Below are 26,035 nucleotides of genomic sequence, written 5' to 3' on the forward strand. Positions count from 1 at the left end.
GCTGTATTGCAAAAATTACAAAAAGAAGGGTTATATTAACAAACTTGCTTCAAACTGGCACAAAAATTGATTACAATTATTAAATCAATAAACTTGACGTCAAGAGGAACTGGCACTAGAATTGCCAACCTATTGTGTTTAATTATATCAGAGGACTAATTAATGCCCACCGTTCGTGTGAAAGAAGGTGAAAACCCCGAATACGCACTTCGCCGTTTCAAGCGTTCTTGCGAAAAAGCAGGTATCCTGACTGAGTTACGCCGTCGTGAATTTTATGAAAAACCCACTGCTGAGCGCAAAAGAAAGCAAGCTGCTGCAGTAAAACGTCACCTGAAGAAAATTTCACGCGATACAACTACCCGTCGTGCTATCAAACACCGTCGTAAAAAAACATCATGAGTATCAAAGATCGCATTAGTAATGACCTGAAAGACGCTATGCGTGCCAGGGACAAGCAAAAGCTTGAGACCCTGCGGCTCATTACTGCTGCAATCAAGCAGGTTGAAGTTGATGAGCGTATAGACGTTGATGATGCACGTTTGTTAGTTATTATGGATAAGCTCGCCAAACAGCGAAAAGAATCCATCAGCCAATTTACCTCTGCTGGAAGAACTGATTTAGTCGCTCAGGAAGAATACGAGCTGGAAGTCATCGGCAATTACTTGCCGGAGCCTCTTTCTGAAGAGGAAGTCATGACGCTTGTCACACAGGCAATTACAGAACTCGGCGCCGAAAAAATGAGCGATATGGGCAAAGTAATGGCGCATCTAAAACCCCTGTTACAGGGCCGCGCCGATATGACTCGAGTCAGTGCTATCATCAAGGCCAAACTGAGCTAATTCCGGAGCGTGTTCTCATTTAGTTTCCTGGCGAAAATTGTGATAATTTAGCTAATTTAATAATGAGGACACGTCCTAATATGTCTGGCTTAATTCCACGGCCATTTATAGATGAGCTCCTTAGCCGAACTGATCTGGTCGAACTCATTGATCATTACGTACCTTTAAAAAAACGCGGTAATAGTTACATCGCTTGCTGTCCTTTTCATAATGAAAAAACCCCTTCATTTAATGTCGTTGCCAAGAAACAGTTTTTTCATTGCTTTGGATGTGGAAGCAGCGGCAATGCGATAAGCTTCATCATGTCCTATCTGAACCAGAACTTTACCGATGCAGTGGAAACGCTTGCAGTGCGATTAGGCATGGCAGTGCCCAAAGAGCAGGAAAGCCACGGAAAAAAACAGGGCCCTAATCTTTATCAATTGCTTGCCAGAGTAACTCAGCATTATCAAAAGCGATTAAAGACACCGTCAGCGGCTGAAGCAGTGAAATACCTTCAGCAACGCGGCTTAACCGGCGAAATTGCCAAGCAGTTTCAAATAGGGTATGCCCCTTCTGACTGGAGTGAGCTTGAAAAAACCTTTCCTGCCGATAAAAAAGGCTTGATTGAAACTGGCATGTTGATTCGAAAAGACACGGGTAAAACCTATGATCGTTACCGAAACCGGATTATGTTTCCCATCCATGACAGGCAAGGGAAAATTATTGGCTTCGGAGGAAGGGCAATAAGTCCGGATCAGCAACCCAAATATTTAAACTCACCAGAGACGGTACTCTTTCAGAAAAACCGTGAGCTCTATGGTTTGTATCAGGTTTTACAACAATCCCGTATCGAACAAATCATTGTCGTTGAGGGCTATCTGGATGTGATTGCCCTGGCCCAGCATGGTATCAATAACTCCGTCGCCGCTCTGGGAACTGCAACAAGCGCTTATCATGTTCAGTTGCTCAGTAAACATTGCAAGCAATTAATCTTCTGTTTTGACGGAGATAATGCCGGACGCCAGGCTGCCTGGCGGGCACTGGAAAACTCCCTGGCGCATCTGAATAGCGGAATGGATGTCCGTTTTGTGTTCTTGCCGGAAGGGCAGGATCCCGATAGTTTTGTGCGAAAGGAAGGCCGGGAAAAATTTATTGCTATCCTGCAATCTGCCATTCCCTTACATGAATATTTCATTGCTACGCTGTCTGAAAACCTGGACTTGCATAGCCTGAGCGGAAAAAGCCAACTGATTAATCTGTCCAAACCTTATCTGGTTAATATGCCGGAAGGGGGTTATAAGCAGTTACTCATCAATGAACTTGCACAACTTACACGCCTGGAAAATCATCGTATTGAATTAGTAGTTGCTGAAAATAATTCTGCTGCACCGGCAAAGCCAAAAAAAGGGATTAGCCGCTCCCCTATTCGTCTTGCAATTGCATTACTGATTCAGAACCCGGAAATTTATTCAGAAACGCAACAGCAAATCAAGCTGGAACTGCTTGACGGCAAGGAACAGAAACTTTTAAAACAACTCATCGAGCAAATTGCCAGCAAACCGGAGGTAACCACTGCTTCGCTGATTGAGTTATGGCGAGACAGTCCATTTTTTGATTCGCTCAATAAACTGGCGGCCTGGGACCATCAGGTGCCTGACGAAGCCTTGGTTAAAGAGTTTCTTGACATCATCAACTTTCTGCAAAAACAAAATAGAGACAATAAAATTAATCAATTTCTTGAAAAATCCCGCAAAGAGGGCTTAACTCATTCAGAGCAAATTGAGCTGCAAAACTTGTTAAAACAACGCCATCAGAATGGGCGTGATAAAAATTAACACATTTTTACTGGCATGTTTTTGACGTGAAGGTTATAATCAAAAACATTTTTGCAGATTCCCCTTCATTACCTGATAAGTGCCTATGAACATGAATGACCAAGAACAACAACGCTCACAGATCACAAAAGTCATTAGCCTGGGTAAGGATCAAAATTACCTGACTTATGCACAAATTAATGATCTGCTTCCCAATATTGTTGATACTGAACATTTTGATGTAATCATCAGTATGCTGGAAAGCATGAATATCAAAGTTTTCGAGCTTCCACCGAGCGACGATGAGTTAGCGCTTCTTGGCACCACTGAAGAAGCACCGGAGGATGTGGAGGAAGCTGCCGCAGTCCTTGCTTCAGTCGACAAGGAAACAGGCCGCACTACCGATCCAGTCCGCATGTACATGCGTGAAATGGGGACAGTTGAACTGCTCACCCGTGAAGGCGAAATCCGCATTGCCAAGCGTATCGAAGAAGGTATTTATCAGGTTCTGCGTTCATTGGCGCACTATCCAGAAACGGCTCAACTAGTACTCGAAGATTACGATCGGGTACAACTGGAAGAAATGCGTCTTAGCGAGATTATCAGCGGCTTTGCTGACAGCGAAGAAGAAGCACCACCCTCAAGTATTGGTTCTATGCTGGATGAAAATCAGCAGGACGAGATGATTGTTGAAGAGGAAGTCGTCAGTCTTGATGATGAAGACGATGAAGATGGTGAAGGCGGTGGCGGCATTGAAGCCGATGATGGCCCTAACCCGGAAATCGCTAAAGTCTATTTTGATGATTTGCGCGAAAAATTCGAGCAAGCCATGACTGGCATGCGGGAAAAAGGACGCACCCACAAGCTGACTGTTGAAAAGCTTGACGCCATGGCCGAATCATTCCTGAAATTAAAACTGACTTCCCGCCAGGTCGACAAACTAACCCGGCATTTCAGATTATTGAGAAATCATATCCGTGAATTCGAAAGAAGCATTATGCGCCTGTGTATTGAAAGAGCAAGGATCCCGCGCAAACTGTTTATCGAAACATTCCCAGGCCAGGAGACCGATTTAAACTGGTTACCCGATCTGATTAAGATCCACGGCAGAAAACTGGATATGGGACGTCTTGAAGAGCACAACGATGAAATCAAGCGCCTGCAAAGCCGCCTTGCTGCTTTTGAAGAAGAATACGGTTTAACCATCAGCGAAATTAAAGACATCAACAAGAAAATGTCTATCGGCGAGGCCAAAGCCCGCCGTGCGAAGAAAGAAATGGTTGAAGCAAACTTGCGTCTTGTTATTTCAATCGCTAAAAAATACACCAACCGAGGCCTGCAGTTCCTTGATTTAATTCAGGAAGGTAATATCGGTCTGATGAAAGCAGTCGATAAATTTGAATACCGCCGCGGCTATAAGTTCTCAACCTATGCCACCTGGTGGATTCGTCAGGCGATTACCCGCTCGATTGCCGATCAGGCCAGAACAATCCGTATCCCGGTTCATATGATTGAAACAATCAATAAACTGAATCGAATTTCAAGGCAAATCCTGCAAGAAACCGGTCGTGAAGCCACTCCGGAAGAATTGGCAGCCAAAATGGATTTGAGTGAAGATAAAATTCGCAAAGTGCTAAAAATCGCCAAAGAGCCTATTTCCATGGAAACCCCAGTAGGCGATGACGATGATTCACACTTAGGCGACTTCATTGAGGACGTCAATATTGAATCCCCAATTGCCCGTGCAACAGCAGAAGGCCTGCGCGAAGCAACACTGGAGATACTGGAAACATTGACACCAAGGGAAGCCAAAGTCCTGCGCATGCGCTTCGGTATCGAAATGAACACCGACCACACATTGGAAGAAGTCGGCAAACAGTTCGACGTAACCCGCGAGCGTATCCGCCAGATCGAAGCCAAAGCCCTACGCAAACTCCGCCACCCTTCCCGCTCAGAAAAACTGAGAAGCTTCCTGGAAGGCGACGACGAATAACCCCAGGAGCCCTAGGGCTCCTGAAAAAGTTCAAAAAAAAGTGGTGTTACACAAAATTTAAGATTACAATAACACCATCTCTCCGGGCCTATAGCTCAGTTGGTTAGAGCAGCGGACTCATAATCCGTTGGTCCTAGGTTCAAGTCCTAGTGGGCCCACCAATTTAAACCTTTAAAATCAATAAGTTACGTTGATTACCTGTTTTAACACAAAAGTCCTTGCGTGACTTTTGCGTGACCTAGATCACGCACTTACAAACTTACGTGATTTTCCCTTAGAGTATTTTGACTGGCAGGTCTACTCTTTGGGTTTCTCAATAACGTTAATATCACTCCACTTTTACGATTTTCACAAATCTTATTCGCAGCTTGATATAAACTTTGCAACTCAGCTGAAGAATAGTGAGTTGTAATCCTACCTGAACGATGCCCAAGTAAATCTTGCCTGTCTTCAAAACTTACTCCTGCAGCTCTCAATCGTCTGCCAAAGGTATGCTTTAAATCATGCACTCTTACTTCAGGCAATTTCGCCTTTTCTCTAGCCTGTCGCCAACCAGTCGATAACATACGACTTAATGGTCGACCTTTAAAACTAAAGACATGAGTAGGATGCTTATCCCTCTCCCCTTCTATCACTTCCCGAACCGTTTCATTACAAACAATCAGCCGTTCTTCACCATTTTTGACCAGTTCTCCTGGTACAATAAAAACGATGATATGTGGCAATTCTGGAATTTGTATTTCCCAATCCCAGCGCAGTTCACAGATTTCGCGATCCCGACACCCTGTATTCACGGCAAACAAAGCCATATTTTTCAGATGCTCCGGTAACTGCTGAAACAGCTTGTGCTGCTCATCCCAACTTAATGGATAAGGTTTCCTTAAATCTGGCTCAGGTAAAAGTTTTATCTTTGGCGCTGAGTTTAACCAGGTTAAGCCGAATTCATCCATCCATTCACTAGCCGCTAAATTTAATATACGCCGAACAATCATCAAACCATGATTTATAGTTCTCGTGCTCACCTCATCCTTTCTTCGACCTTCAATAAAGGATTGCAAGCTACCGATATGAATTGCTTCAATAGGCAAATCCCCGATGTACTTAACCACTTCTCGCAAACGACCAGCATCATCACTAATACTGCGTTTGTGTTGGTTTTCCATCAGAAATTTAGTAGCGGCTTCTTTGAATGTTCTTTTGGGGCGAACACCATAGACTGTTGCAAGTCTTATCTCTTCGAGACGCCTTGCGAGATACTTTTCCGCCTCTTCGAGGTTGTCAGTACCAGTGCTTTCGCAAAGTCGTCGTCCGAAGACCTTTTTGTCAATACACCAGACGCTACCACGCTTTTGCAGTCCTGGCGTTCTTTTTCGTCCCATAACTCCAAACTCCTACGTTTAACTGCCGCGGGACGACCACTACACCGTATATAATCGTCTACCCAGGCATCTAAATCAAGTCGATCAAAAGCAATACCCTGAGTTCCCATTGGAATCTCAACCAGATTTGGCCTTACATCTTTATTAAATCGATGACGATCCATACCTACATAGGTCGGAGCATCTCTTAAACGAATTAATCGAGGGATTAGGTGAATATTGCTCATGATTTCTCAACTCCTGTAACTCATAAACCAAAATGCTCGTTTCGAGCATTTATTAGAGCATATCGAGTACATTACTGCAAATATTTTTTTAGGCTATACCTATAAGAATTTTATTTGTACAATGGCTATCAGAATTTAATATAAGGTGACATCAAAATGAGTTTAATGGACAAACTTGAATATGCTGTAGGGAATGAGTATTTGATCAGCCACAAAGATTTATTGTTAGATACAAATCAAAACAAACAGAGCCAGGCTAATTCTAATAAAATTGTTTCAATACAAAAACAGTACCAGCCTGATAGCAATAAAATAGTGAGCATATAACAATTTAATGCATAAGCTTATAGTAGTAGGGTCGGGAATTAAATCGATTTCCCATCTGACCGAAGAAACTAAACGAGTTATTCAAAACGCTGATAAGGTACTCTACCTTCTCAATGAAGATAACCTAAAACAATGGATTCAACGAGAAGCAAAAAATTCTGAATCGTTGGATTCTATCTACTTTAGCAGCGAAAAACGGATTGAAGCTTATCAAGCATTAACAAATCATATTATTGAAGAATATAAGAAAGTTTCAATTTTATGTGTTGTTTTTTACGGCCACCCTACCGTTTTTGCAGACTCAGCACTTAATGCCGTGAGACAAATTAAGAAAGATGGTGGTGACGCCATCATTCTGCCAGCAGTATCTACCCAAGACTGCTTATTTAGTGATCTTGAAATTGACCCAGGTGATCAGGGATGTTTTTCAATTGAAGCTACAGAGCTGGTATTATTTGAACGGTTCATTGATGTTCATGCGCATTTAATACTTTGGCAAGTTGCAAACTTTGGTAGAACTGATGGGAAAAAAACTAACTATCTAGCAATTTTAAAAGATTATCTAAGTGGCTACTATCAAGCGAATTACTCTATATGTCTTTATGAAGCCCCTTCCCTGCCTACTTGTTCCCCCCGAATTGAATGGATTCAACTTTGTAACCTTGAGTTATCAATTATTTCTTCAATAACAACAGTATACATCCCACCAATCGAAAAAAAGACTATTAGCAACGAATACCTGAAGCTGCTCGATCTGACAGTTGACGATTTAACACTAAGTTGATAAATACTCCGCTCGTTTTAATCTATACAACACGTGTCTAATAAGCGGGCTCCCTAACGGTACCTTTGGATTGTCAAAATCATCTTCTGAAGTAGTATGCAAGCCAATCTTTTGCATTACTCGAATAGATGGTTTATTTAATTCCGATGTAAACGAGACTACTTCATTCAAATCTAATTTCCTAAAAGCATAATCAAGTACAGCTTTGGCAGCCTCTGTTGCATAGCCTTGGTTCCAGTGTTTTGAGGATAATCGCCAACCAATTTCAACAGCAGGAGTAAAATGAGCTTGAAATGTTGCAGTAAATAAACCTACAAAACCAATCATTTCACCAGTATTTTTAATTTCAGCAGCATATAGGGAAAAGTTTTTTTCTTCTTGATGAGAAATGATTTTATCTATGAATGCAATGGTTTCTTCCCGCGTGGGTATGGCTGGGAAAAACTGCATTACTTTTGGGTCCTGGTTAATGGCAATTAATGATTCCACATCCTTTTCTTGAAAAGTCCGTAGAAATAATCGTTTTGTTTCTAATATTCTCATCTATATAACCTTATTGTTTTCTTAATCTAACGCAACCTCTAAATAACTTCGCATCGCTGGCAAATTGCGTTTTATCGCTGCAATAAGAAAAAGCAAATCTGTTATCTGTTCCCTCTAGTTCTTCAGAACTATTAATGCTTTTATTACTAGAGGATTTATAGTGGTAAAAAGAAAACTCCGTTTGTTTGCTTACATGATAAAGAAGGCTTCCAAAAGCGGAACTGTTATCCGCAGTAAACTCCGACTGATAAGCCAATAGCACATTTTTTAGCATTTCCAGTTCACTATAAGCACTATTGCTTTGATTGGTTTTAAACGTATTAATCTTGGCAAAGGGACACTGTAAGGGATAATAAACACTATCAGCTTGCCCATTCAAAGCTGACGGAACCATAACTGTCGCTGTGTATTCCAAGTCATAACATTCATTATAAATTTTCTGAATTGTCTTAACTGGAAAATACTGTTCATCAACTGCCGGTTTAACGCCAATACCTGAGCCCATACAAATATTAAAAATGTATTTTGCTGTATCCATGATAAATGGCGTAGGTCTGAAACGATTAATGCTCTTGGCACTGAGAAATAGATCATTACAAGAAGCATCGTAAGTATTTTGCGTCAGCTTTTTCCTTAACGACTCCGAGAAATACAGTTTCAGCTTAAGCCATTTATCATTATGTTTAACTTCATTGATAAACTGCTCTGAGAAATAAAGAATCTCGCTATACCAGTTATCTATAGTATTTTTATCATTCAATATTTCTTTAAATACAAGGTAATGCTCATAAGGAGATTTAGGAGCAGGAACAGCCACATTAAAATATTTTTGAATTCTTGCATGCTTTCTTTTACAACCGATATTCGGTAATAAAAAGGATGAAAGCGCTCCAGATGAGACAGAGAGCACATTGTTATCTACAGTCTGATCTTCATCAAAAATAACCTGCATATTAAAAATTGCACCAGGTCCCTGAACACAGTCTGGAAAGATGCGCTCATCTTCACCAAAATAATGCCACTCGCAAAACTTATCCAATATTAAGCCTAAGGGTAAACTATTTTTTCCATAGCCAAGATGATTGAATAACTCATTATCTGTGTGCTTGCTGTCAATTTTTTCCATTTGACCACTGCTGGTTGGCAGATAAGCATGATTTTTAATACCGAAATGCTCACCAAATTTATAACGAGCCAGGTAGAATGGTATTTCTTTACCAGGCGTAATATCTTCAATGACACGATATATTGATTCGTTAACTTGCTTTACTTGATGCTTGACTTCATCCCATGAAACTCTAGTAATTTTGTTCATTCCTAAACACCCATACAGCAATTAAATTTCAATTATCATCCCTTAAAAATCAGGATAATTGCAGAAAGGGATTAAGTTTATCCATTTTTAATGGTAGAGTCACCTTCCAAATAGTTTTAGGGAAAAAATATGCTGTTATCAGAAAAAATGCCAAAAGGAATCATGCCCCTGTATTTAATACAGGCATTTTCAACCTTCTCTTATGCAATTCTATATTCCTCATTATCTCTGTTTCTCACTAAACAGTTATGGTTGTCTAACGCTCTTTCAAATAGCATTGTTGGTTTATTTCTCGCATTTAACTATGTTCTGCATTTACTCGGTGGAGTGGTTGGTGGACGATATTTAAGTAACCGAGCTTTATTTTTAATTACCACAGCCATACAAACGATTGGTATTTTATTTTTGGCACTTTCAGTTAAGTCGTTGCTTTATCTTGGCCTGAGTTTATTTCTGGTAGGATGTGGCTTAAACACCACCGCATACAACAGCATACTGACACAACGTTTTGCACCGGATGATAACCGCAGAGATAAAGCCTTTTTCTTGAGCTATTCCTACATGAATGTAGGCTTTTGTGCTGGCTATGTCATAAGTGGCTTCTTTGATTACTCCAATCAATATCAAACACTGCTCTATGCCAGCATAATTCCAAATGTAATCACACTTTTGCTTATGTGGGGGTACTGGTCGAACTTGAATGATCGCGATACTCCTTTAATTAAAGTTACAAGTAAGGCTTCACTAAATATCAAAAAGTCTATTGGCTGGGGAATTATATTAGCTCTTATTCCATTTACCCTGCTTTGTTTTTATAAAGCTCAATTCAGTAATGGAGTTGTAGTAGGCCTAAGCATTATCATGTTTTTTGTCATTTTATACCTTGGCTACCAACAAAAATCGATTTTGGATAAGCAAAAGATTATGACTTTTCTAATCCTAACTGTAACATCAATCCTGTTCTGGATGATCTACTTCACTGGCCCAATGGGCGTCACCTTATTCATTAAAAACAATGTCGATAAACACCTGTTCAATTATGAAATGGCGACTCAATGGATTTTGAATATCAATGCCATCGTAATCATTATAGGCGCCCCATTATTATCAACGTTATTAACGCGGCTGCAGGCGAAAGGATATAATGTATCAGTAACTAAACAATTTATCTGGGCCTTTCTGATACTAGCAGGCTCCTTCTTCTTGCTATCCAGCGGCATCCTTTCTGCCGATAAGAATGGATATGTCAGTGTTTATTGGGTGATGCTCCATTTTACCACTCAGGCAATTGCAGAGTTACTGATAGGACCAGTAGGATACGCCATGATCGGCAGAATTTCCCCTCCACAATTACAAGGCGTGCTCATGGGCACCTGGATGATGGTATCAGGCGTATCTGCATCTTTATCACATTACTTTTCTAATGCCATGACAAAAGGTGAATCCACGAATCCATTGCTATCCAATGGAGATTACCAACATGTGTTTAATCAGCTGGGTATCTGGGCACTATTAGGGGCTGTTTTCCTTTACTTAATCGCCAAAAGAATTAAATCTGTTATTGAACAAAAAACAGATTCAGGGTTATCGGAAGCGATAACAGCTGCATAAAGAAGGAGTATCAAACGACAATAATTGATAACAAATAGATCAGAATTGCATTTTTCCTCTGATCTTTTCCAGGTAAAAAAACTAATTTTATCGATATCACAGCTATGGTTTACTGATTTTCAACTGGACTATGCCGTAATAATATGAAAGCGAGGATGTTACATGGAATGTTTTTTCGAAGTTGCTGAACCTGTTATTGATGTTAAGTTTCAATTAAAAAAAGATAGTCAGAAATATATAATTGATTATATTCTGTCTTATAGTAAATTGGACTGCAAAGAGCTTGCTCAAATACTTGAATCTAGTCCCTTGGTGCTAAGCCAAGTACTTGCTGGAAAAAAATTCTTAAGAACAGAAAATGCGCGCAATTTATTTCAATATTTCACTATAATGATTGGAGTTTAGTTTATAGTCTTTCTTTTTCCTCGAGCTTGTCCTGAAGGTATTAGGGTAAAACTACTTAACCAGAACATAGCTAACTTAACTATAATATAATGAGTATATTTTTTTATACAGATTATGTTTAGTTTTTTTATATTGAATTCCATATGGATCAATTTAGTAAAGAAATAAGAAGTAAAATAATGAGCAGAATTAGATCCAAAAATACTGCTCCTGAGATTTTTATCCGCCATATTTTACATAATATGGGCCTAAGATATAGATTGCATGTTAAAAAATTACCAGGAAAACCCGATATATTTTTCAAGAAGTATAACGCCGTTATTTTCTATAATGGATGTTTTTGGCATGGGCATTATTGTAAACAATCACATATACCTAAAACAAATAAGAAATACTGGTATGATAAAATCTCAAAGAATAAATTGCGGGATCAAGAGAACATTCAAAAGTTATTAGATCTAAATTTTCGTGTACTTGTAATCTGGGGCTGTACCCATCGTGGTAAAGGAAAAACTGCTATAAATGACCTAGCTCAGCAAGTTTACAAGTGGATAAAATCAAATGAAAGATACAATGAGCTCCCCTTTATTTAAATACATATCTTCAATTTAAATTATCCATGCTGTAAAAAAATTTATTTTTAGGAAATTTAATAGAGTTATTGTCAAATCTGGTGTATGCCCATTAGGCGGCCACTCTGTTTGACTGCTCATTAACTTGCACTCCGTTTACAAATTTCACATTATTAACAACTAATGTTAATAGGTTAAACCCTCTAATTTTAATCCATCGTTTTTGAGCCACTTCCATGAGCTTAAAGACCATTGCCAGGGTGGTGTCTCTGGAGCCACAGTTTCTGGACTTATTAGTCCTCAGACGCACTGTAGCGAAGGCAGATTCAATGGGATTGGTTGTCCGTATGTGAATCCAGTGTTCGGCCGGAAAATCGTAGAAGGCCAACAGTTCCTCTTTGTCCTTGGCCAGGCACTCCATCGCTTTTGGGTACTTAGCGCTGTAAAGCTCCACCGTATTATCAAACGCCTTATAGGCCTCTTCTTTGGTCGATGCCATCCAAATCTCATGCAAAGCGGCCTTTACCTTTGGCTGCATCGATTTGGGTAGCTTGTTTAATACATTCGCTGTTTTGTGCACCCAGCACCGCTGTTGCCGTGTTTCAGGGTAAATGGCTCCAAGGGCACTCCAGAATCCCAATGCCCCATCCCCCACGGCTAACTTCGGAGCCGTTGGAAGGCCTCGTTGGCGCAGGTCAGTAAGCACCTCACTCCAGCTCGCTGCGGACTCTCGATACCCATCATTAACCGCTACAAGCTCTTTTACCCCGCTCTCAGTAACACCAATGATGACTAGAAGGCACACCTTGTCATCCATGCGAACCTTGCTGTAAATACCATCAGCCCACCAATAAACATAGCGTTTGTCGCTTAAATCCTGGCGTTGCCACTCTTTGTGTTCATCAAGCCATTTTTCTTTTAATCGCGACACTGTATTGGCTGACAGTCCGCGCGCACTCTCGCCAACTAACGCGGATAAGGCTTCTGTATAATCTCCTGTTGATAACCCTTTTAAATACAGCCAAGGAATGAGTTCTTCCATGCTCTTCGTCCGTCTCAAGTAGGGCGGCAACAACTGACTGCTAAAATGAATACCTGAACCGCTACGATCTCGTACCTTCGGGACTTGAACCTCTACTTCTCCTATCCCCGTCTGAAGCTGTCTCGCGGGGAGATAACCATTCCTGACTACTGCTGGACGACCATCCAGTAAACGCACGTCTGAGTACGCTGAGAGCATCTCTGATAGTTCGGCCTCAACCGCTTTCCTTATCAACTCTTTTGCTCCTTGTCTCAACACCTCCGTTAACGGGTCTTCAAAGCCCTTGGCTACCGCTGGTGTCGATGACTGCTTTAGATTACAATCCTTCATGGCGTATCTCCTTTGTTGATTTGTGTTCCGACAAGAACAAGCAACAGAATACGCCACCTAATTTATTTTGTCATACACCACTTTCGACTATAACTCTCCATAATGGAGTTCCATTCCATCCCTTATTTATCGTACCATTGACTCTATAGACTGTTAAAACAAGGGTAGAATTAAAAGTATCTCCAATTTTCCGATCTGTGGGGGATAGTAGGGTACCAGTATTTTTACCAATATCACGATTTCTTCGTACTATTAGAATTGGATCTACTTTGTCTTTTTCCAATAGAGAATCGATACAATTAATGTAAGTGTCTTTAGGCCAATCTTCGCCAATCTCGGATTCTAATAACTTAATAATATCTTTTAGAAGAGCAATATCTACCTTATGAAATTCTTCTTTTTCATCAAAACAAGTTAATAAATTATCAATCATCAATAAGTTATTTGATGTTGGATAACTAGGAAAATGGTTAACCCCTCCAGCTATAATATTCAAACTATCTTTTTCAATTACATTCGCCCGCGTTGGCTTAATGTTTTTTGGATAAATTAATTGCAAATCACTAGAATTATGGTTTTCTATATACTCAATCATTGCATTATTAGCTTGATTTAGCTCTGAAAACATTTTAAACAAGCTTGGCGGAATAAAAACTCGTACTAAACCAGGATCCCTATCGTAACCAAATGCTCGACAGTGCTGCCAAAATGTATCTGCCTGAGGTGTTTTTGATTTTCTACAATAATAAGTTGTGTGTAAGTTTGGAAATGTGACGCCTCTTCCTAATGTGTTTCCACCAATAACAATATTAATACCTTTATTAAGGTCTACTGTAACGTTGGATCGAGAGTTCATAGTAACAATGTTTATTTTATTTTGTTCTAAAATACTATGAATATACTTATAACATTTTTCAAAATCTGTTATATCGGGTTTTGTTTTATATAAGTCAAGCCAAGCGTTTTTCAGGCTTGATTTAAAATTATGGTCATTTCTGAGATCATAAAGTAATAAGTTAAGCGTTTCACCAATGCGATCCGCGATAGTTTCATGATCTGCAATACTAACGCTCGGATGTATCAAAAAGTTTGATGAATCCCTAAATCCTGAAATTTCAAAATGAGCGGCAACAATTAAAAAACTCGAAATGGCATTTTGCATCCCCTCGGGTATATGATTTTCCTCTTCTTTTAAAACTGCTAGCTCATCCTCTTCCGTAAACCTAATTGAATAAGGAATTTGCCTTTCAGCATATGGCTCGCTTAAATTGTAAAAAAAGTCCCCTCCAAGATAACCTTCTCCTGGTTGAAAATATTGAATAAAATCAGGCTTATGAGTAGAGTTATTTGATTGAAGTAAGATTGATTGGGGTGTGGCTGTGACTTGTAAATAGAAACTGCTATTAGATAAATCAACAATTTCGTTTATTCTTTTGTTTATAGTACTTTGATCTTCTTGATTAATTTTAGTATTCAAACTAGCTGCATCTGCTTCATCGTCAACAATAAAAATAGGTCGTCCTCGAGCGAATTTAGAAGAAGAAATTAAATTTTTCCATGTCTCAAGAACACGTGTATTTTTTTTCAAGACTATGACTGTAGGCTTTCTTAAAGCATTTGTTAAATACCGTATGTCATCTGATTCATCACATACACAAAAAGTATCTAAAAAATCTAATGTTCTTGTGAATGTTTGCTTTTGCAACTGCACATTATCTGACGTTAAAATAATAAATAACTCAAAGTCATGATCCGCAGCAGCAGCAATAACTCCTAACATCTGCCCTGTTTTGCCACTTTGTACATTTCCAAGCAATAGACCAAATTTATGATTTAGGAAGTCAAAAGTTTCAACCTGCTCAGTTATTAATTTATCAACTGTCTCAGCAATTGATTGAGCAATTTTAGCAGAAGATCTCGACTCAATTAGTTTAATGTATTCTTTAAAATGCACATCTATTCTCTGTTGGGTTCAAAATCAAGGTACCAAAGGCGTAAATCCTTTGTTGGCGTCATAGAAATAAAGTTTCTACCATATTCTTCCAAAACTTTGTTTGTTAAAAGCTGACCAATGTTAAGTACACCAGCATTTTCCAATCTACCTTTTATCCATTTTCCAAGAATCTTAAGATCTCCATCCGATCTTAAATTTTTGCTGTTAGTACCACTTATTTTACAACAAAACTGGTATCCATCATCAGTAATCACATCAATAACACTTACGGAGTCTGGATAACCTGCTTTAGGATACCAATCTAAATCAGTTATTTTTTTTGGTACTATTAATTCGACCTCATACCATGGCCTTCTCCGAATAATCCTTGTAGAGGAATTTTCTCTTCCTTTACCGAAGTATGCATTTAGATTGCTTTTTGAAGCCTTATCCTCAGCTGTTTTGAGAGGAATATTAATGGATTTTCCATAATCAAGATTTGATTGAATTTTTTTTAAATGATTTTGTTCTTCTATTTTTATTACACCTGTCATGTCCTCCATCAAATTATTGGTTTTTTTAAATGTCTTAATTTCCAAATCTGGTGATGATAATTCTGGAGATATATTAATTAATGTATTTATAAATTGACTTAAATCATCATTAATCTTTATATCATCAACAAGCAAATCAAGCTCATATTGTCTAATAATTTGATGTTTAAGAATGTTGTTTAAGTTTGAAGAACCTATTATAGTCTTTTTAACACCATTTGAATTTAAAAAAGAGTATACTTTTCCATGATAAGGAAAACTAGTGAGTAATTTGACAGAGCCTAAAGAATTTTCTTTCAAAAATTTTTCAATATCTTTTGCTGCAGCAAATTGTGAATAAGTAAAGTTGTCAAAATAATGCATTCCAATTACTAAGTTACAATATGGGCCTCCATTTTTTGTAACTATATCCATTAGTTCAACAAGAGCTGATTCCGATATATACCCAACTGCAATATTCAGCTGTTTTGCCTCACCTATTAGCTGATGAAATGTATCGTTAAAACGTTTATGTGTAGTTTTAATAGGGGGAAAATTTGATGCTAATAATTCCATAATATCACTTTAGTCAACTTCAACTCTTTGAATTGCATTAAGGTTCTGATCATACTTAAGCCTATCTTTTATATTCAATTTAGTAAGATAATCACCCAACTCAAACAAGTCAGTTCTAGAATAGTTTTGGGTAAATAAAGGCTTCAAAGCTTTAGCTACAGCATGTACTCCTACTGGAGGAACAGCATTCCCTATCTGGCGCCTAACTTCAGCAATGCTGCCAATAAAGTGAAAGTCATCAGGAAAAGACTGCAGTCTAGCTCTCTCACGATTTGTAAGTGGCCGGGGCTCAGGATAATGATATCCCCAAGTACCACCACCTCCTGCAGCAATTATAGTTTTAGAAGGCTCACTTCTATGTATTCTTCGATATACATGACTAATCATTCCTTTTACATATAACGGATGGTTTTTAGGTATATCTGTAAAATTTCCCCCTTCAGGAATAAGTTTAAGCATTTCAATTGTTTTGGATTTAGAGTTCATTATCTCGTTATTGTCTCTAACCTTCTCAACATCTTTAAGTGCCTTACCCGCGGTTACGTAAGGAATCCTTCCTATTCCATGTGTTGGTTCTGGATGACAAAAATCAAATCCAGTATCTTTACGGATGCCAACAATTAGTACTCTTTCCCTAAACTGAGGTACACCATATTCTGCAAAATTATATAGCTGGATTTTGACTAAATATCCGGGAGAAATATTTTCAAAGTCTTTAATAATAGTCTCGATCGCTTTATTTTTATTTGCGCTTAAAAGACCTTTTACATTTTCAGCCACAAAGGCCTTAGGTTTCTTGGCATCTACAAATCTGAGAAAACTCTTATAAAGATTTCCTCTTTCACCATTGAGACCCGGCCTTTTCCAAATCATTGAAAAATCTTGGCAAGGAAAACCTCCTAAAATTAAATCACAATCAGGTATGATCTTATCATTATAAGGGTCAATTTCTTCAATATCGCCCTGATACATTACATCACCAAAATTATGTGTAAAAGTTTTTGCAGCCCATAAATCAATATCATTTGCCCATAAAGTTTGGTACCCGACTTGATGAAAACCTAAATCAAGTCCACCACAACCAGAAAACAAAGAAATAATTCTAGGTTTTCCTATTTCATTATTGTTCTTTTTCATATCGTATCAATTACCAAAATTGAGGAGCTTTTTATTAAAGAATATTGACTCTATTTCTATTCAAAATGATTTCAATGGAGTGTCATTGTGCCATGTAAATTAATAAAAAACACATTTTAAGTTTTCAAATGTCTCATCATGTTAACGGCAGTTCCAATTATAGAACCATTTGAATCTGAATTAATCTGTATGCTAGCCCAGTCCTCATTAAGTGCTATTAATTCATACTGCTGAGTAGCTTTAGATGCCGATAATTGCTTATATTTCCGGATAATCACTTCTTGCTCATCTTCAATCAGGGCAACCACAAAATCACCAGGCTTAGCGTTTGTATCAGGATCTACGATGACAACATCATTAATCCGAAACTCAGGCATCATGCTTTCATCCTTAATTCGCAGAGCAAAAGGAGTTTTTCCAATATTGTCACTGACCGTTGAACTGACAGGGATAAATTCGACTTTATTATCAACTTCCTCTTTGATTTTCTGGATGAAAGCAGCTGGATCAATTGCTTGTTTGTAATCTAAGACAGGAATTAATGCCCCCATGCCAAGAGATTTTGTCATCTTCCCTTCGCGGTTATCGGTTAAGCACATCAAATAAGAAGCTGAAACTTCAAGTGCATTAGCCAGCAATTTAATTTCTGTTGGACCAGGAGTGCGGTCCCCTCTTTCATAATTATTAATACGAGAAATTTTCAGCTCACTTGTCAACTCAGCCAATGCTTTTCTCGTCAATCCCTTGGCCTTTCTTTCATTCATGATTCTTTGGCCGATTTTCTCTTTGATGTTCATACCTATTCCACGGTGTTTGGTTAATAAATTAATCCATTTATATATTGACTATAACTCAATTTGTGTTATTTTGAGATTTATTAACTACTCGTTTTGAGTATTTAAGCACATTTAGAGCTATTTAACGCCTTAAGTTCTCAAAATGGTACCACAAGTTTCCTAGGGCGCTAAGACTTTTAGTTAAGGAATAACGGATTATTTATGTACTTTACAGTGAATGACAAGGAATTGGATGCGCTCTGCGGGCTTTCATATATCCAGCAAATTACTTACTTAAGAGGGATTCGACCCTACATGGATCGCAATACTTTCATAGTAGGGATTAAGCGTCGTATCAGTTACCAATCGCTGGCTGAGGTACTTTATATTGAACCCCATCAAGGCATTACAGAATCTGGAAGTCCTAGCCGTCAGCAAATTCGAAGAGCCGTTAAAGGGCTTGAACGCTCAGGTCTTATTATCATTCAGTCTTTCGATAAACATCTTATTTTAAAATGTCTATTGGCGGATATCAGTTATTGTGTCCAAAATAAACCCGGCACAAACCCGACACAGCAAGCCGACACAAAGTCGCATGCAAAACTCCCTATAAATACAGGATATTCTGAGGGTATAGGAGCAAAAGCAGACACAGATGAAACCCTAAAAGCCGACACACCTCTAATAAAAGAAAATAATTATATTTATTTATTACAACGTTTTGACCATTTCTGGCGTATGTACCCCGAGAAAAAGTCACGTGAACGTGCCTTTGAAATCTTTAAACAAATCAATCCAGATGAGCCTTTGCTGCAAAGCATGCTGCAATCCCTCGATCAACAAATCAAAACCCGTATAGCAAAAGAAGCCCATGGGGAATGGGTTCCAGCATGGAAATTTCCAGCTAACTGGTTGTCTCAAAAATGTTGGGAAGATGAAGTCAAAGTCGAATTAACGCAGGAGAAAAGGAATGAGAAGTGCGGCACAAATACTAAGAGCGGAGCCATTGATCCATTCTGGAACCCGGAATCAGGAGACGCAGCAATCACCGATGAAGACGAATACAAGCAGTCAAACGTCATCAACCTGCAATGTTACCGACAGTAGAAAAAAGTGTATTGAAAACTTGTTTACCCGCTTTGCAGTTTACTACGGGCATTTGTGGCGCAGTCAGTTCAAGAGTGATGGTTTTTTGGAATTTGCCAAGAAGGAGTGGTTGGAGGGCTTAAGCCAATTCAGTGATGAGATTTTGAATCAGGTCATTATTGATTGCCGCGATCATTGCGAAATGCCTCCGACCCTGCCGCAATTGATTGGCTTTTGTCGTGATATCAAAAGACGAAGTGCTTTTTATGTCACATCAGAAAAATATCAACCAGCCAGTAAAGAAGTGGTTGAAGAGAATATCAGGCAGTGCAAGGCCTATTTATTTAAATAACAGAAGGAGACGAATTATGTTGGTTTTAACTAGAAAAATTGGGGAATCAGTTGTTATCAGTGAGGAAGTTTACTGCACTGTAGTGGGTTATCGTGATGGTGAAGTTCGCCTTGCTTTCGATGCCCCTCAATCAATCCCGGTTCACCGCGATGAAATTCAACGTCGTATCAATCGTGAGCGCCAAAATGATAGTTGGTTTAGTGGAAAAAGAGAAAACAAAGGATGCGTTGTTGATCGGTTAATCAGCAAATTCAAACATGGAATAAAACCTTTTAAAAATCATCAATAGCTAATGAACTATTTACGGACCAATAGCATGAGAGAAGAAAAAGAACAAAACTTAACTGTGAAAGACCGAGCCATTGAAAAGCTAAGGCGCGATTTAGGCGATTTGATTGAAAATGCGTTATACGATCAAAAAACCGTTGAAATCATGCTCAATGCAGACGGCAAACTTTGGCAGGAAAGACTTGGAGAAACCATGCGTTGTATAGGCAGTATCAATGACGCGCGTGCTGAATCCATTATTAAAACTATTGCCGGCTTTCATGGTAAGGAGGTAACACGTTTTAATCCAATATTAGAAGGTGAGCTGCCATTGGATGGTTCGCGTTTTGCAGGGCAGCTGCCACCAGTGGTATCAAAACCAACCTTTGCGATTCGTAAAAAAGCAATTTCGGTTTTTACACTGGATGACTATGTAAAATCAGGAATTATGACAGAAGCACAATGTGCGGTGATTAAGAAGGCTGTTATTGCACATCGAAACATTCTAGTCATTGGCGGCACAGGTTCTGGTAAAACTACTTTAGTAAACGCCATTATCAATGAAATGGTTTGTAGCTCACCAACCGAGCGTGTCTTCATCATTGAAGATACTGGTGAAATTCAATGTGCTGCTGAGAACTGCGTTCAATATCACACCACCATTGATGTCAATATGACCCAGCTTTTGAAAACCACGCTTAGGATGAGGCCAGACCGAATCCTGGTTGGTGAAGTTAGAGGCAGTGAAGCACTGGATTTACTTGATGCCTGGAATACGGGTCATGAGGGTGGTGCTGCTACTTTGCATGCCAATAACTGCCTTGCAGGACTTCATCGTTTGAAATCACTTATTACCCGTAACCCCGCAGCGCCTACTGAAATTGAACCTTTGATTGGTGAGACGGTTCATTGTGTCGTGCATATCGCAAGAACCCCTCAAGGACGCAGAGTTGAAGAAATCATATCGGTTAAAGGATATGAAAACGGTCATTACAACATCGAACAACTTATTTAAGGAGAATATGAATGAACCAAGCAGTCAATATAAATTATCGAAGTCTATGGATGATGGGAGCGATTGTTTTATTGCTTCTGTTTATAACAGATCCCGCATGTGCTTCTAGTGCAGGTGGAGGTTTACCTTTTGACTCCTATCTAACCAAAATACAAAAATCCATTACCGGCCCATTTGCCTTTACTGCTGCGATTATTGGTTTAGTTGGCGCAGGAGCCACGCTGATTTTTGGTGGTGAAATGAATGGTTTTTTGCGAACCCTTCTCTTTATTGTGTTGGTGCTTTCATTCCTGGTTGCTGCACAAAATACCATGACAGCGATTACAGGCAAGGGAGCTGAAATTGCTAAACCCTCAGTTTTAACGAGCGCTATGGAGTCGCAGCCATGAGTCTTCGCACCATTCCTATACGCAGATGTGGTAACCGCCCAAGCCTTTTTATGGGTGGTGACCGCGAGCTGGTTATGTTCTCAGGTTTACTCTCAGCAATCTTGGTATTCGCAGCTCAGGATTGGCTTGCCGCTATTTTTGGTTTTGCCCTTTGGTTTTTATCTTTAAAAGGTCTAAGGCTTATGGCAAAGGCTGATCCTTATATGAGAGCAGTTTATCTGAGACAAAGAGGCTATCAGGCCTATTATCCAGCACGTTCAACCCCTTTTCGTAATAATAAAGGGGGGTATTTATGATTGAGTTCATTACCTTTTTGATCAGTATTACTGGGTTGTTGCTATTAGGTATTTTGTTTAGCGCAGCTCAAATGAAAAGTCGTAAACACCATGTCAAAAAACATCGAAGTCATACTGCAGGATTGGTTGATTTACTAAATTATGCGGCAGTTGTCGATGATGGCGTAATTATCGGTAAAAATGGATCGTTTATGGCAGCCTGGCTTTATCAAGGTGAAGATATAGCCAATACTACCGATGAAGCGCGTGAAATGATGGCTTTTCGAATCAATCAGGCAATGTCCTCTATGGGTAATGGCTGGATGATTCATGTAGATGCCATTAGACGTGCTGCTCCAAGTTACAGTGAGTGCAGTGCTTCATACTTTCCCGATCATGTGTCGAAGGCTGTTGACGAAGAAAGAAGACAATACTTTGAAAGTATTGGTGCTTTGTATGAAGGTTATTTTGTTATCACCCTAACCTGGTATCCACCTGTATTGGCCCAAAAGCGTTTTGTCGAATTGATGTTTGATGATTCAGGTGAGAAATTAAACCACAAAGAAAAAACGCATCAATTGATTGAAACATTCAAGCAATCATGCAGAAACTTTGAGTCTCGTATGAGTGCTGCACTTCACCTGGAAAGGCTAGGCTCAGAAATACTCATCAATGAAAACCATAAAGTTACTCAAGATAACTTTTTAAGACACATCCAATATTGTGTCACGGGAATTAACCATCCCGTTAATCTGCCTAAAAATCCAATTTATCTGGATGCACTCATAGGCGGTCAGGAATTAATTCCAGGTATAACACCCAAAATTGGCCGAAAGTTCATTCAGTGTGTTGCTATTGAAGGATTCCCCATGGAGTCTTACCCAGGTATTTTAACGCTGTTGACTCAATTACCTGTGGAATATCGCTGGAACTCTCGCTTCATATTCATGGATCCTCATGAAGCTGTAGCTCATTTCACGAAATTCCGTAAAAAGTGGAAACAAAAGGTCAGAGGATTTTTTGACCAAATGTTTAATACCAGCTCCGGTATCGTTGATGAAGATGCACTCAGCATGGTTAATGACGCGCAGGCAGCTATTGCCGAAACCAATTCAGGAATGGTGGGTCAGGGCTATTATACCTCGGTTGTGGTGTTAATGGACGAGGATAGAGCGAACGTTGAGAAAGCAGCCCTATTTATCGAAAAGAATATCAATGCCTTAGGCTTTAGCGCACGGACAGAAACCATTAATACCATGGATGCCTTTATGGGTAGCCTGCCTGGTCATGGTATTGAAAATATCAGACGGCCTCTGATGAATACCATGAATCTGGCTGACTTGTTGCCAACATCCAGCATTTGGACAGGTGAAAATAAAGCGCCTTGCCCACTGTTTCCCCCTCAATCACCGCCTTTGCTGCACTGTGTCACTAGCGGTAATGCACCATTTCGTTTGAATCTTCATGTCAGAGACTTAGGCCATGGCATTATGTTTGGTCCAACGCGCTCTGGTAAATCAACCCATCTTGGTTTATTGGCATTGTCCTGGCGTCGATATAAAGATGCGCGTATTTATTCTTTTGATAAAGGCATGTCTATGTATCCAACCTGTAAGGCAACAGGTGGGGAGCATTTCACCATCGCAGGTAAAGACTCACGCCTTGCCTTTGCGCCATTGCAGTTTTTAGAATCTAAAGCAGATCGGGCTTGGGCTATGGAGTGGATTGATACCATTCTAGCTTTGAATGGTTTGAATACCACACCAGCTCAGCGCAATGAAATCGGCCATGCCATTCTAAGCATGCACCAAAGTGGCTCTAAAACCTTATCTGAATTTGTGATGACGATTCAGGATGAACCCATTAGAGAAACGTTAAAGCAGTACACCATAGATGGTTTGATGGGGCATTTATTAGATGCAGAAAGTGATGGGCTTGGTCTGTCTTCCTTTATGACCTTTGAAATCGAGCATTTAATGGGCTTGGGTGAAAAATTTGCATTGCCTGTATTGCTTTATCTCTTTAGGCGAATTGAAACCTCATTAGATGGTCGCCCCACCTTAATCTTGCTTGATGAAGCCTGGTTAATGCTGGCGCATCCTGTGTTTAAAAACAAGATTGCTGAATGGCTTGATTCCATGGCTAAGAAAAACTGTGTGGTGTTTATGGCAACACAACATTTATCTCATGCAGCCAACTCGGGGATTTTAGATATTATTGTTGAATCAACTGCCACCAAAATCTTTTTACCCAATCTGTATGCAAGAGATCCTGAAACCCGCCTCATTTATGAGCGCATGGGCTTAAATCCACGTCAGATAGACATCATAGCCGCAGCCGTTCCCAAACGTGATTACTACTATGTCAGTGAAAAAGGACAGCGACTTTATCAATTGGCATTAGGTCCTTATGCCTTAGCGTTTGTGGGTGCAACAGATCCCGATTCGATTGCGCGTATGAAGCAATTAGAATCGAAGTATGAAGATGAGTGGGTCTCTCAATGGCTTTCAGAAAAAGGTATTCCTTTGGCTCAGTACGGAGAAGCAGCATGAAAAAAAGTATAACGAATAATCCCTACCTCAACGCCAGGCGCGCCTGGAATGTTCATACCGCAGGTCTTATGAAATCACTACAAGTTTGGCAATTGGTGGGATTAGGTAGCCTGTTAATCGCATTGGCGGCGGTTGGTGGACTTATCGTGATAGGTAGCCAATCCAAATTTATCCCTTTGGTGTTTCAACAAGATGCCAATGGCAATACCTTATCGGTTACCCGTGCTGATAAGGTTGGTGACGCAAGCATTGATGATTATCGTGCTGCAGCTGCCCATTTTATTGAAAACGTTCGCATGGTAAGCCTTGATACGGAACTGCAAAAGAAAGCAGTTTTTCAAGTGTATTCCTATTTAAATGCCAATGATGCGGCTTTAGCTAAGATTCAAGAGTTCTACAGTGACAAACAACAATCTAATCCCTTTGAAAGAGCTGCGTTTGAGATTGTGAGCATAGACATTCGCTCAGTACTTCAAGAGTCGGATGAGACTTGGCAAGTAGACTGGATTGAAACGGTGAGAAATCGTGATGGATCGCTTAAAGAAAAGCCTCGCATGATGAAAGCAATGGTTACGATGTATCAGGAGAATGAAATCAATGATGTCACCAGTGAGTCCATTTTAAAAAATCCCCACCTGATTTATGTACGAGATTTTAACTGGTCCTATGAATTAAAGCATGGAGAACAACAATGAAAAGAATAATGCAGCTATTTTGTTTATTAACACCGATCACAAGCTTTGCATTGGATAACACTATTCTAGCCGAGCATTATTTTTCGGATACTGTACCCAAGCTATCGAGTCAGGAAAAACAAGGTTTAGATATTGCAGAGCGTACACAACAAGGAGAAAAAACAAGTATACCCTTTGCATCAAGCGATGGTTCAGTCAGTTTTATTTATGGATCAGATCAAATCAGGGTTGTTTGTGCGCCTTTACAAGTGTGTGATATTGCCCTCCAACCAGGAGAGCAATTTAATGACATGAACGTTGGTGACCCACGCTTTGTCGTTGAACCATCCATCACAGGCTCTGGGGCTATGCAACAAATCCATCTGCTCATAAAACCTAAAGATGTAGGGCTTGATTCTTCTTTGGTAGTCACCACGGACAGAAGAACGTATCACTTTAGATTAAAGTCAGATAGAACCGAATTTATGCCTTACATTTCATTTACTTATCCTGATGAGGCAAAAGCCAAATGGCAGTTACTGCAAAGCATCCAGGCTGAAAGACGAAAAGTAGATACCTTACCAGAAACCAATGAATATCTAGGCGATCTTAACTTCAATTATCGAATTCAAGGCAATGCCCGATTTAAACCAGTTAGAGTTTATAACAATGGCGTCAAAACGATTATTGAGATGCCAAGAACCATGGCTCAAAGTGAAGCGCCTGCGCTGCTGGTTTTAAGAAGTCGAGGACTATTTAAAAAATCAGAGTCGGTCATGGTCAATTATCGTCTTCAGGGTTGTCGTTACATCGTGGACGGGATTTTTGATAAAGCCATATTGGTTATCGGCAGCGGTTCCTCTCAAGAAAAAATTACGATTACAAGGTGCTGAAGATGAAAGAATTAAGTGTTTTATTGGCTGCCGTCTTGTTATCAAGCTGTGCCAGCATGCGTTATGGCAATTTCACCCAAATGCCTCAGGGCAAAGATGCTTTTCTGGCGGCAGATGCAGCTACTCAATTAACGCGAGTATATCCACCTGCTCAAAATACATTTTGTATTGGTCAGGCAGTCAACGATGGCTTTGGCTTAAGTCTTATTCAAAACTTGAGAAAAAAGGGTTATGGCATCAATGAAAATCAATGCCCTAAGAATAAAGCTAATTTTTTCTACGTCCTTGATGAACTTAAACCTCAAAGTTACAGAGTAAGCCTTTTTGTAGGAACGCAAACATTGAGCCGTCTGTATTCAAAAAGCCACGAAAATATCTTTCCTGTCAGCGCATGGACTCATAAGGAATAAGAAC

General features: G+C 39.6%; 27 protein-coding genes and 1 tRNA gene. 20 read left to right on the top strand and 8 right to left on the bottom strand.

Annotation, left to right across the window (positions count from 1 at the left end; all coding sequences use genetic code 11):
• Positions 1–162 precede the first annotated feature (162 nt).
• From rpsU to DYH42_RS12560, 5 genes are all read left to right on the top strand, one after another.
• Positions 163–399, top strand: a complete 237-nt coding sequence (gene rpsU, locus DYH42_RS12540) for a 30S ribosomal protein S21 (protein WP_058508433.1) — start codon at positions 163–165, stop codon at positions 397–399.
• A complete protein-coding gene (locus DYH42_RS12545) occupies positions 396–839 on the top strand; it encodes a GatB/YqeY domain-containing protein (protein WP_058522547.1) in 444 nt (147 codons plus the stop codon). The genes rpsU and DYH42_RS12545 overlap by 4 nt, the downstream gene beginning before the upstream one ends.
• 80 nt (positions 840–919) lie before the next feature.
• Positions 920–2,656 (top strand): DNA primase, encoded by a 1,737-nt coding sequence (gene dnaG / locus DYH42_RS12550; RefSeq protein ID WP_058522548.1) that lies wholly within the window; start codon positions 920–922, stop codon positions 2,654–2,656.
• 85 nt (positions 2,657–2,741) lie between these two features.
• Complete coding sequence (gene rpoD / locus DYH42_RS12555; protein ID WP_058522549.1) at positions 2,742–4,628, top strand: RNA polymerase sigma factor RpoD; 1,887 nt, start codon at positions 2,742–2,744, stop codon at positions 4,626–4,628.
• 84 nt (positions 4,629–4,712) lie between these two features.
• Positions 4,713–4,789: transfer RNA gene (locus DYH42_RS12560), tRNA-Ile, on the top strand.
• A gap of 90 nt (positions 4,790–4,879) precedes the next feature.
• Here the strand turns inward: DYH42_RS12560 and DYH42_RS12565 are convergent.
• On the bottom strand, positions 4,880–6,007 hold the full coding sequence (locus DYH42_RS12565; RefSeq protein WP_237758949.1) for a tyrosine-type recombinase/integrase: 1,128 nt from the start codon (positions 6,005–6,007) through the stop codon (positions 4,880–4,882).
• A gap of 392 nt (positions 6,008–6,399) precedes the next feature.
• Between DYH42_RS12565 and DYH42_RS16630 the strand changes: the two genes are divergently transcribed.
• Together DYH42_RS16630 and DYH42_RS12575 are read left to right on the top strand one after the other, a co-directional pair.
• Positions 6,400–6,561 (top strand): hypothetical protein, encoded by a 162-nt coding sequence (locus DYH42_RS16630; protein ID WP_162263079.1) that lies wholly within the window; start codon positions 6,400–6,402, stop codon positions 6,559–6,561.
• A 7-nt stretch (positions 6,562–6,568) separates the two neighbouring features.
• Positions 6,569–7,345 (top strand): SAM-dependent methyltransferase, encoded by a 777-nt coding sequence (locus DYH42_RS12575; protein ID WP_058522552.1) that lies wholly within the window; start codon positions 6,569–6,571, stop codon positions 7,343–7,345.
• On the opposite strand, the gene DYH42_RS12580 is transcribed toward DYH42_RS12575, so the two are convergent.
• On the bottom strand, positions 7,337–7,888 hold the full coding sequence (locus DYH42_RS12580) for a GNAT family N-acetyltransferase (RefSeq protein ID WP_058522553.1): 552 nt from the start codon (positions 7,886–7,888) through the stop codon (positions 7,337–7,339). The genes DYH42_RS12575 and DYH42_RS12580 overlap by 9 nt on opposite strands.
• Positions 7,889–7,898: 10 nt before the next feature.
• The gene (locus tag DYH42_RS12585; protein ID WP_058522554.1) at positions 7,899–9,203 is read right to left on the bottom strand and encodes a hypothetical protein; all 1,305 of its coding nucleotides are present in this window, start codon (positions 9,201–9,203) and stop codon (positions 7,899–7,901) included.
• A gap of 129 nt (positions 9,204–9,332) precedes the next feature.
• Between DYH42_RS12585 and DYH42_RS12590 the strand changes: the two genes are divergently transcribed.
• The 3 genes from DYH42_RS12590 (at position 9,333) to DYH42_RS12600 (ending at position 11,812) form a co-directional block, all read left to right on the top strand.
• On the top strand, positions 9,333–10,814 hold the full coding sequence (locus DYH42_RS12590) for a peptide MFS transporter (RefSeq protein WP_058522555.1): 1,482 nt from the start codon (positions 9,333–9,335) through the stop codon (positions 10,812–10,814).
• Positions 10,815–10,976: 162 nt separating this feature from the next.
• A complete protein-coding gene (locus DYH42_RS12595) occupies positions 10,977–11,219 on the top strand; it encodes a hypothetical protein (protein WP_058522556.1) in 243 nt (80 codons plus the stop codon).
• A 143-nt stretch (positions 11,220–11,362) separates the two neighbouring features.
• Positions 11,363–11,812 (top strand): very short patch repair endonuclease, encoded by a 450-nt coding sequence (locus DYH42_RS12600; RefSeq protein ID WP_058522557.1) that lies wholly within the window; start codon positions 11,363–11,365, stop codon positions 11,810–11,812.
• A gap of 91 nt (positions 11,813–11,903) precedes the next feature.
• On the opposite strand, the gene DYH42_RS12605 is transcribed toward DYH42_RS12600, so the two are convergent.
• The 5 genes from DYH42_RS12605 to DYH42_RS12625 all read right to left on the bottom strand — a co-directional run bounded on the left by DYH42_RS12605 (position 11,904) and on the right by DYH42_RS12625 (position 18,139).
• Complete coding sequence (locus DYH42_RS12605; protein WP_115316897.1) at positions 11,904–13,163, bottom strand: IS256 family transposase; 1,260 nt, start codon at positions 13,161–13,163, stop codon at positions 11,904–11,906.
• Between the two features lie 70 nt (positions 13,164–13,233).
• Positions 13,234–15,117, bottom strand: coding sequence for a Z1 domain-containing protein (locus DYH42_RS12610; protein ID WP_058523473.1), 1,884 nt, complete (start codon positions 15,115–15,117; stop codon positions 13,234–13,236).
• Between the two features lie 2 nt (positions 15,118–15,119).
• On the bottom strand, positions 15,120–16,205 hold the full coding sequence (locus DYH42_RS12615) for a restriction endonuclease PLD domain-containing protein (RefSeq protein ID WP_058523472.1): 1,086 nt from the start codon (positions 16,203–16,205) through the stop codon (positions 15,120–15,122).
• A 9-nt stretch (positions 16,206–16,214) separates the two neighbouring features.
• Positions 16,215–17,342 carry a DNA cytosine methyltransferase gene (locus DYH42_RS12620; RefSeq protein WP_058523471.1) on the bottom strand — a complete coding sequence of 376 codons (1,128 nt, stop codon included), beginning with the start codon at positions 17,340–17,342 and terminating at the stop codon, positions 16,215–16,217.
• A 116-nt stretch (positions 17,343–17,458) separates the two neighbouring features.
• Positions 17,459–18,139, bottom strand: a complete 681-nt coding sequence (locus tag DYH42_RS12625) for a helix-turn-helix domain-containing protein (protein WP_058523470.1) — start codon at positions 18,137–18,139, stop codon at positions 17,459–17,461.
• A gap of 201 nt (positions 18,140–18,340) precedes the next feature.
• Here DYH42_RS12625 and DYH42_RS12630 point away from each other — a divergent pair, with 201 nt between their 5' ends.
• Genes DYH42_RS12630 through DYH42_RS12675 form a run of 10 tightly spaced genes read left to right on the top strand, consistent with a single transcriptional unit; the run spans position 18,341 to position 26,031 of the window.
• Positions 18,341–19,225: a hypothetical protein gene (locus tag DYH42_RS12630; protein ID WP_058523469.1), complete on the top strand. Its 885-nt coding sequence runs from the start codon at positions 18,341–18,343 to the stop codon at positions 19,223–19,225.
• A gap of 19 nt (positions 19,226–19,244) precedes the next feature.
• Positions 19,245–19,556 carry a hypothetical protein gene (locus tag DYH42_RS12635; protein ID WP_058523468.1) on the top strand — a complete coding sequence of 104 codons (312 nt, stop codon included), beginning with the start codon at positions 19,245–19,247 and terminating at the stop codon, positions 19,554–19,556.
• A 16-nt stretch (positions 19,557–19,572) separates the two neighbouring features.
• Positions 19,573–19,845: a carbon storage regulator gene (locus tag DYH42_RS12640; RefSeq protein WP_058523467.1), complete on the top strand. Its 273-nt coding sequence runs from the start codon at positions 19,573–19,575 to the stop codon at positions 19,843–19,845.
• 27 nt (positions 19,846–19,872) lie between these two features.
• Complete coding sequence (gene trbB / locus DYH42_RS12645; RefSeq protein WP_058523475.1) at positions 19,873–20,838, top strand: P-type conjugative transfer ATPase TrbB; 966 nt, start codon at positions 19,873–19,875, stop codon at positions 20,836–20,838.
• An 11-nt stretch (positions 20,839–20,849) separates the two neighbouring features.
• Positions 20,850–21,227 carry a TrbC/VirB2 family protein gene (locus DYH42_RS12650; RefSeq protein WP_058523466.1) on the top strand — a complete coding sequence of 126 codons (378 nt, stop codon included), beginning with the start codon at positions 20,850–20,852 and terminating at the stop codon, positions 21,225–21,227.
• Entirely contained in the window at positions 21,224–21,523 is a 300-nt protein-coding gene (locus DYH42_RS12655; protein ID WP_038839093.1) for a conjugal transfer protein TrbD, read from the top strand. The genes DYH42_RS12650 and DYH42_RS12655 overlap by 4 nt, the downstream gene beginning before the upstream one ends.
• On the top strand, positions 21,520–24,054 hold the full coding sequence (locus DYH42_RS12660; RefSeq protein ID WP_058523465.1) for a VirB4 family type IV secretion/conjugal transfer ATPase: 2,535 nt from the start codon (positions 21,520–21,522) through the stop codon (positions 24,052–24,054). Before DYH42_RS12655 ends, DYH42_RS12660 begins: the two co-directional genes overlap by 4 nt.
• Entirely contained in the window at positions 24,051–24,749 is a 699-nt protein-coding gene (locus tag DYH42_RS12665) for a conjugal transfer protein TrbF (protein ID WP_018576438.1), read from the top strand. The genes DYH42_RS12660 and DYH42_RS12665 overlap by 4 nt, the downstream gene beginning before the upstream one ends.
• Positions 24,746–25,621, top strand: coding sequence for a P-type conjugative transfer protein TrbG (gene trbG / locus DYH42_RS12670; protein ID WP_058523464.1), 876 nt, complete (start codon positions 24,746–24,748; stop codon positions 25,619–25,621). The genes DYH42_RS12665 and trbG overlap by 4 nt, the downstream gene beginning before the upstream one ends.
• A 2-nt stretch (positions 25,622–25,623) precedes the next feature.
• Positions 25,624–26,031, top strand: a complete 408-nt coding sequence (locus DYH42_RS12675; RefSeq protein ID WP_058523463.1) for a conjugal transfer protein TrbH — start codon at positions 25,624–25,626, stop codon at positions 26,029–26,031.
• The last annotated feature ends 4 nt before the right edge of the window (positions 26,032–26,035 follow it).

The organism is Legionella birminghamensis, from assembly GCF_900452515.1.
In the GTDB taxonomy this organism is placed as follows: domain Bacteria; phylum Pseudomonadota; class Gammaproteobacteria; order Legionellales; family Legionellaceae; genus Legionella_C; species Legionella_C birminghamensis.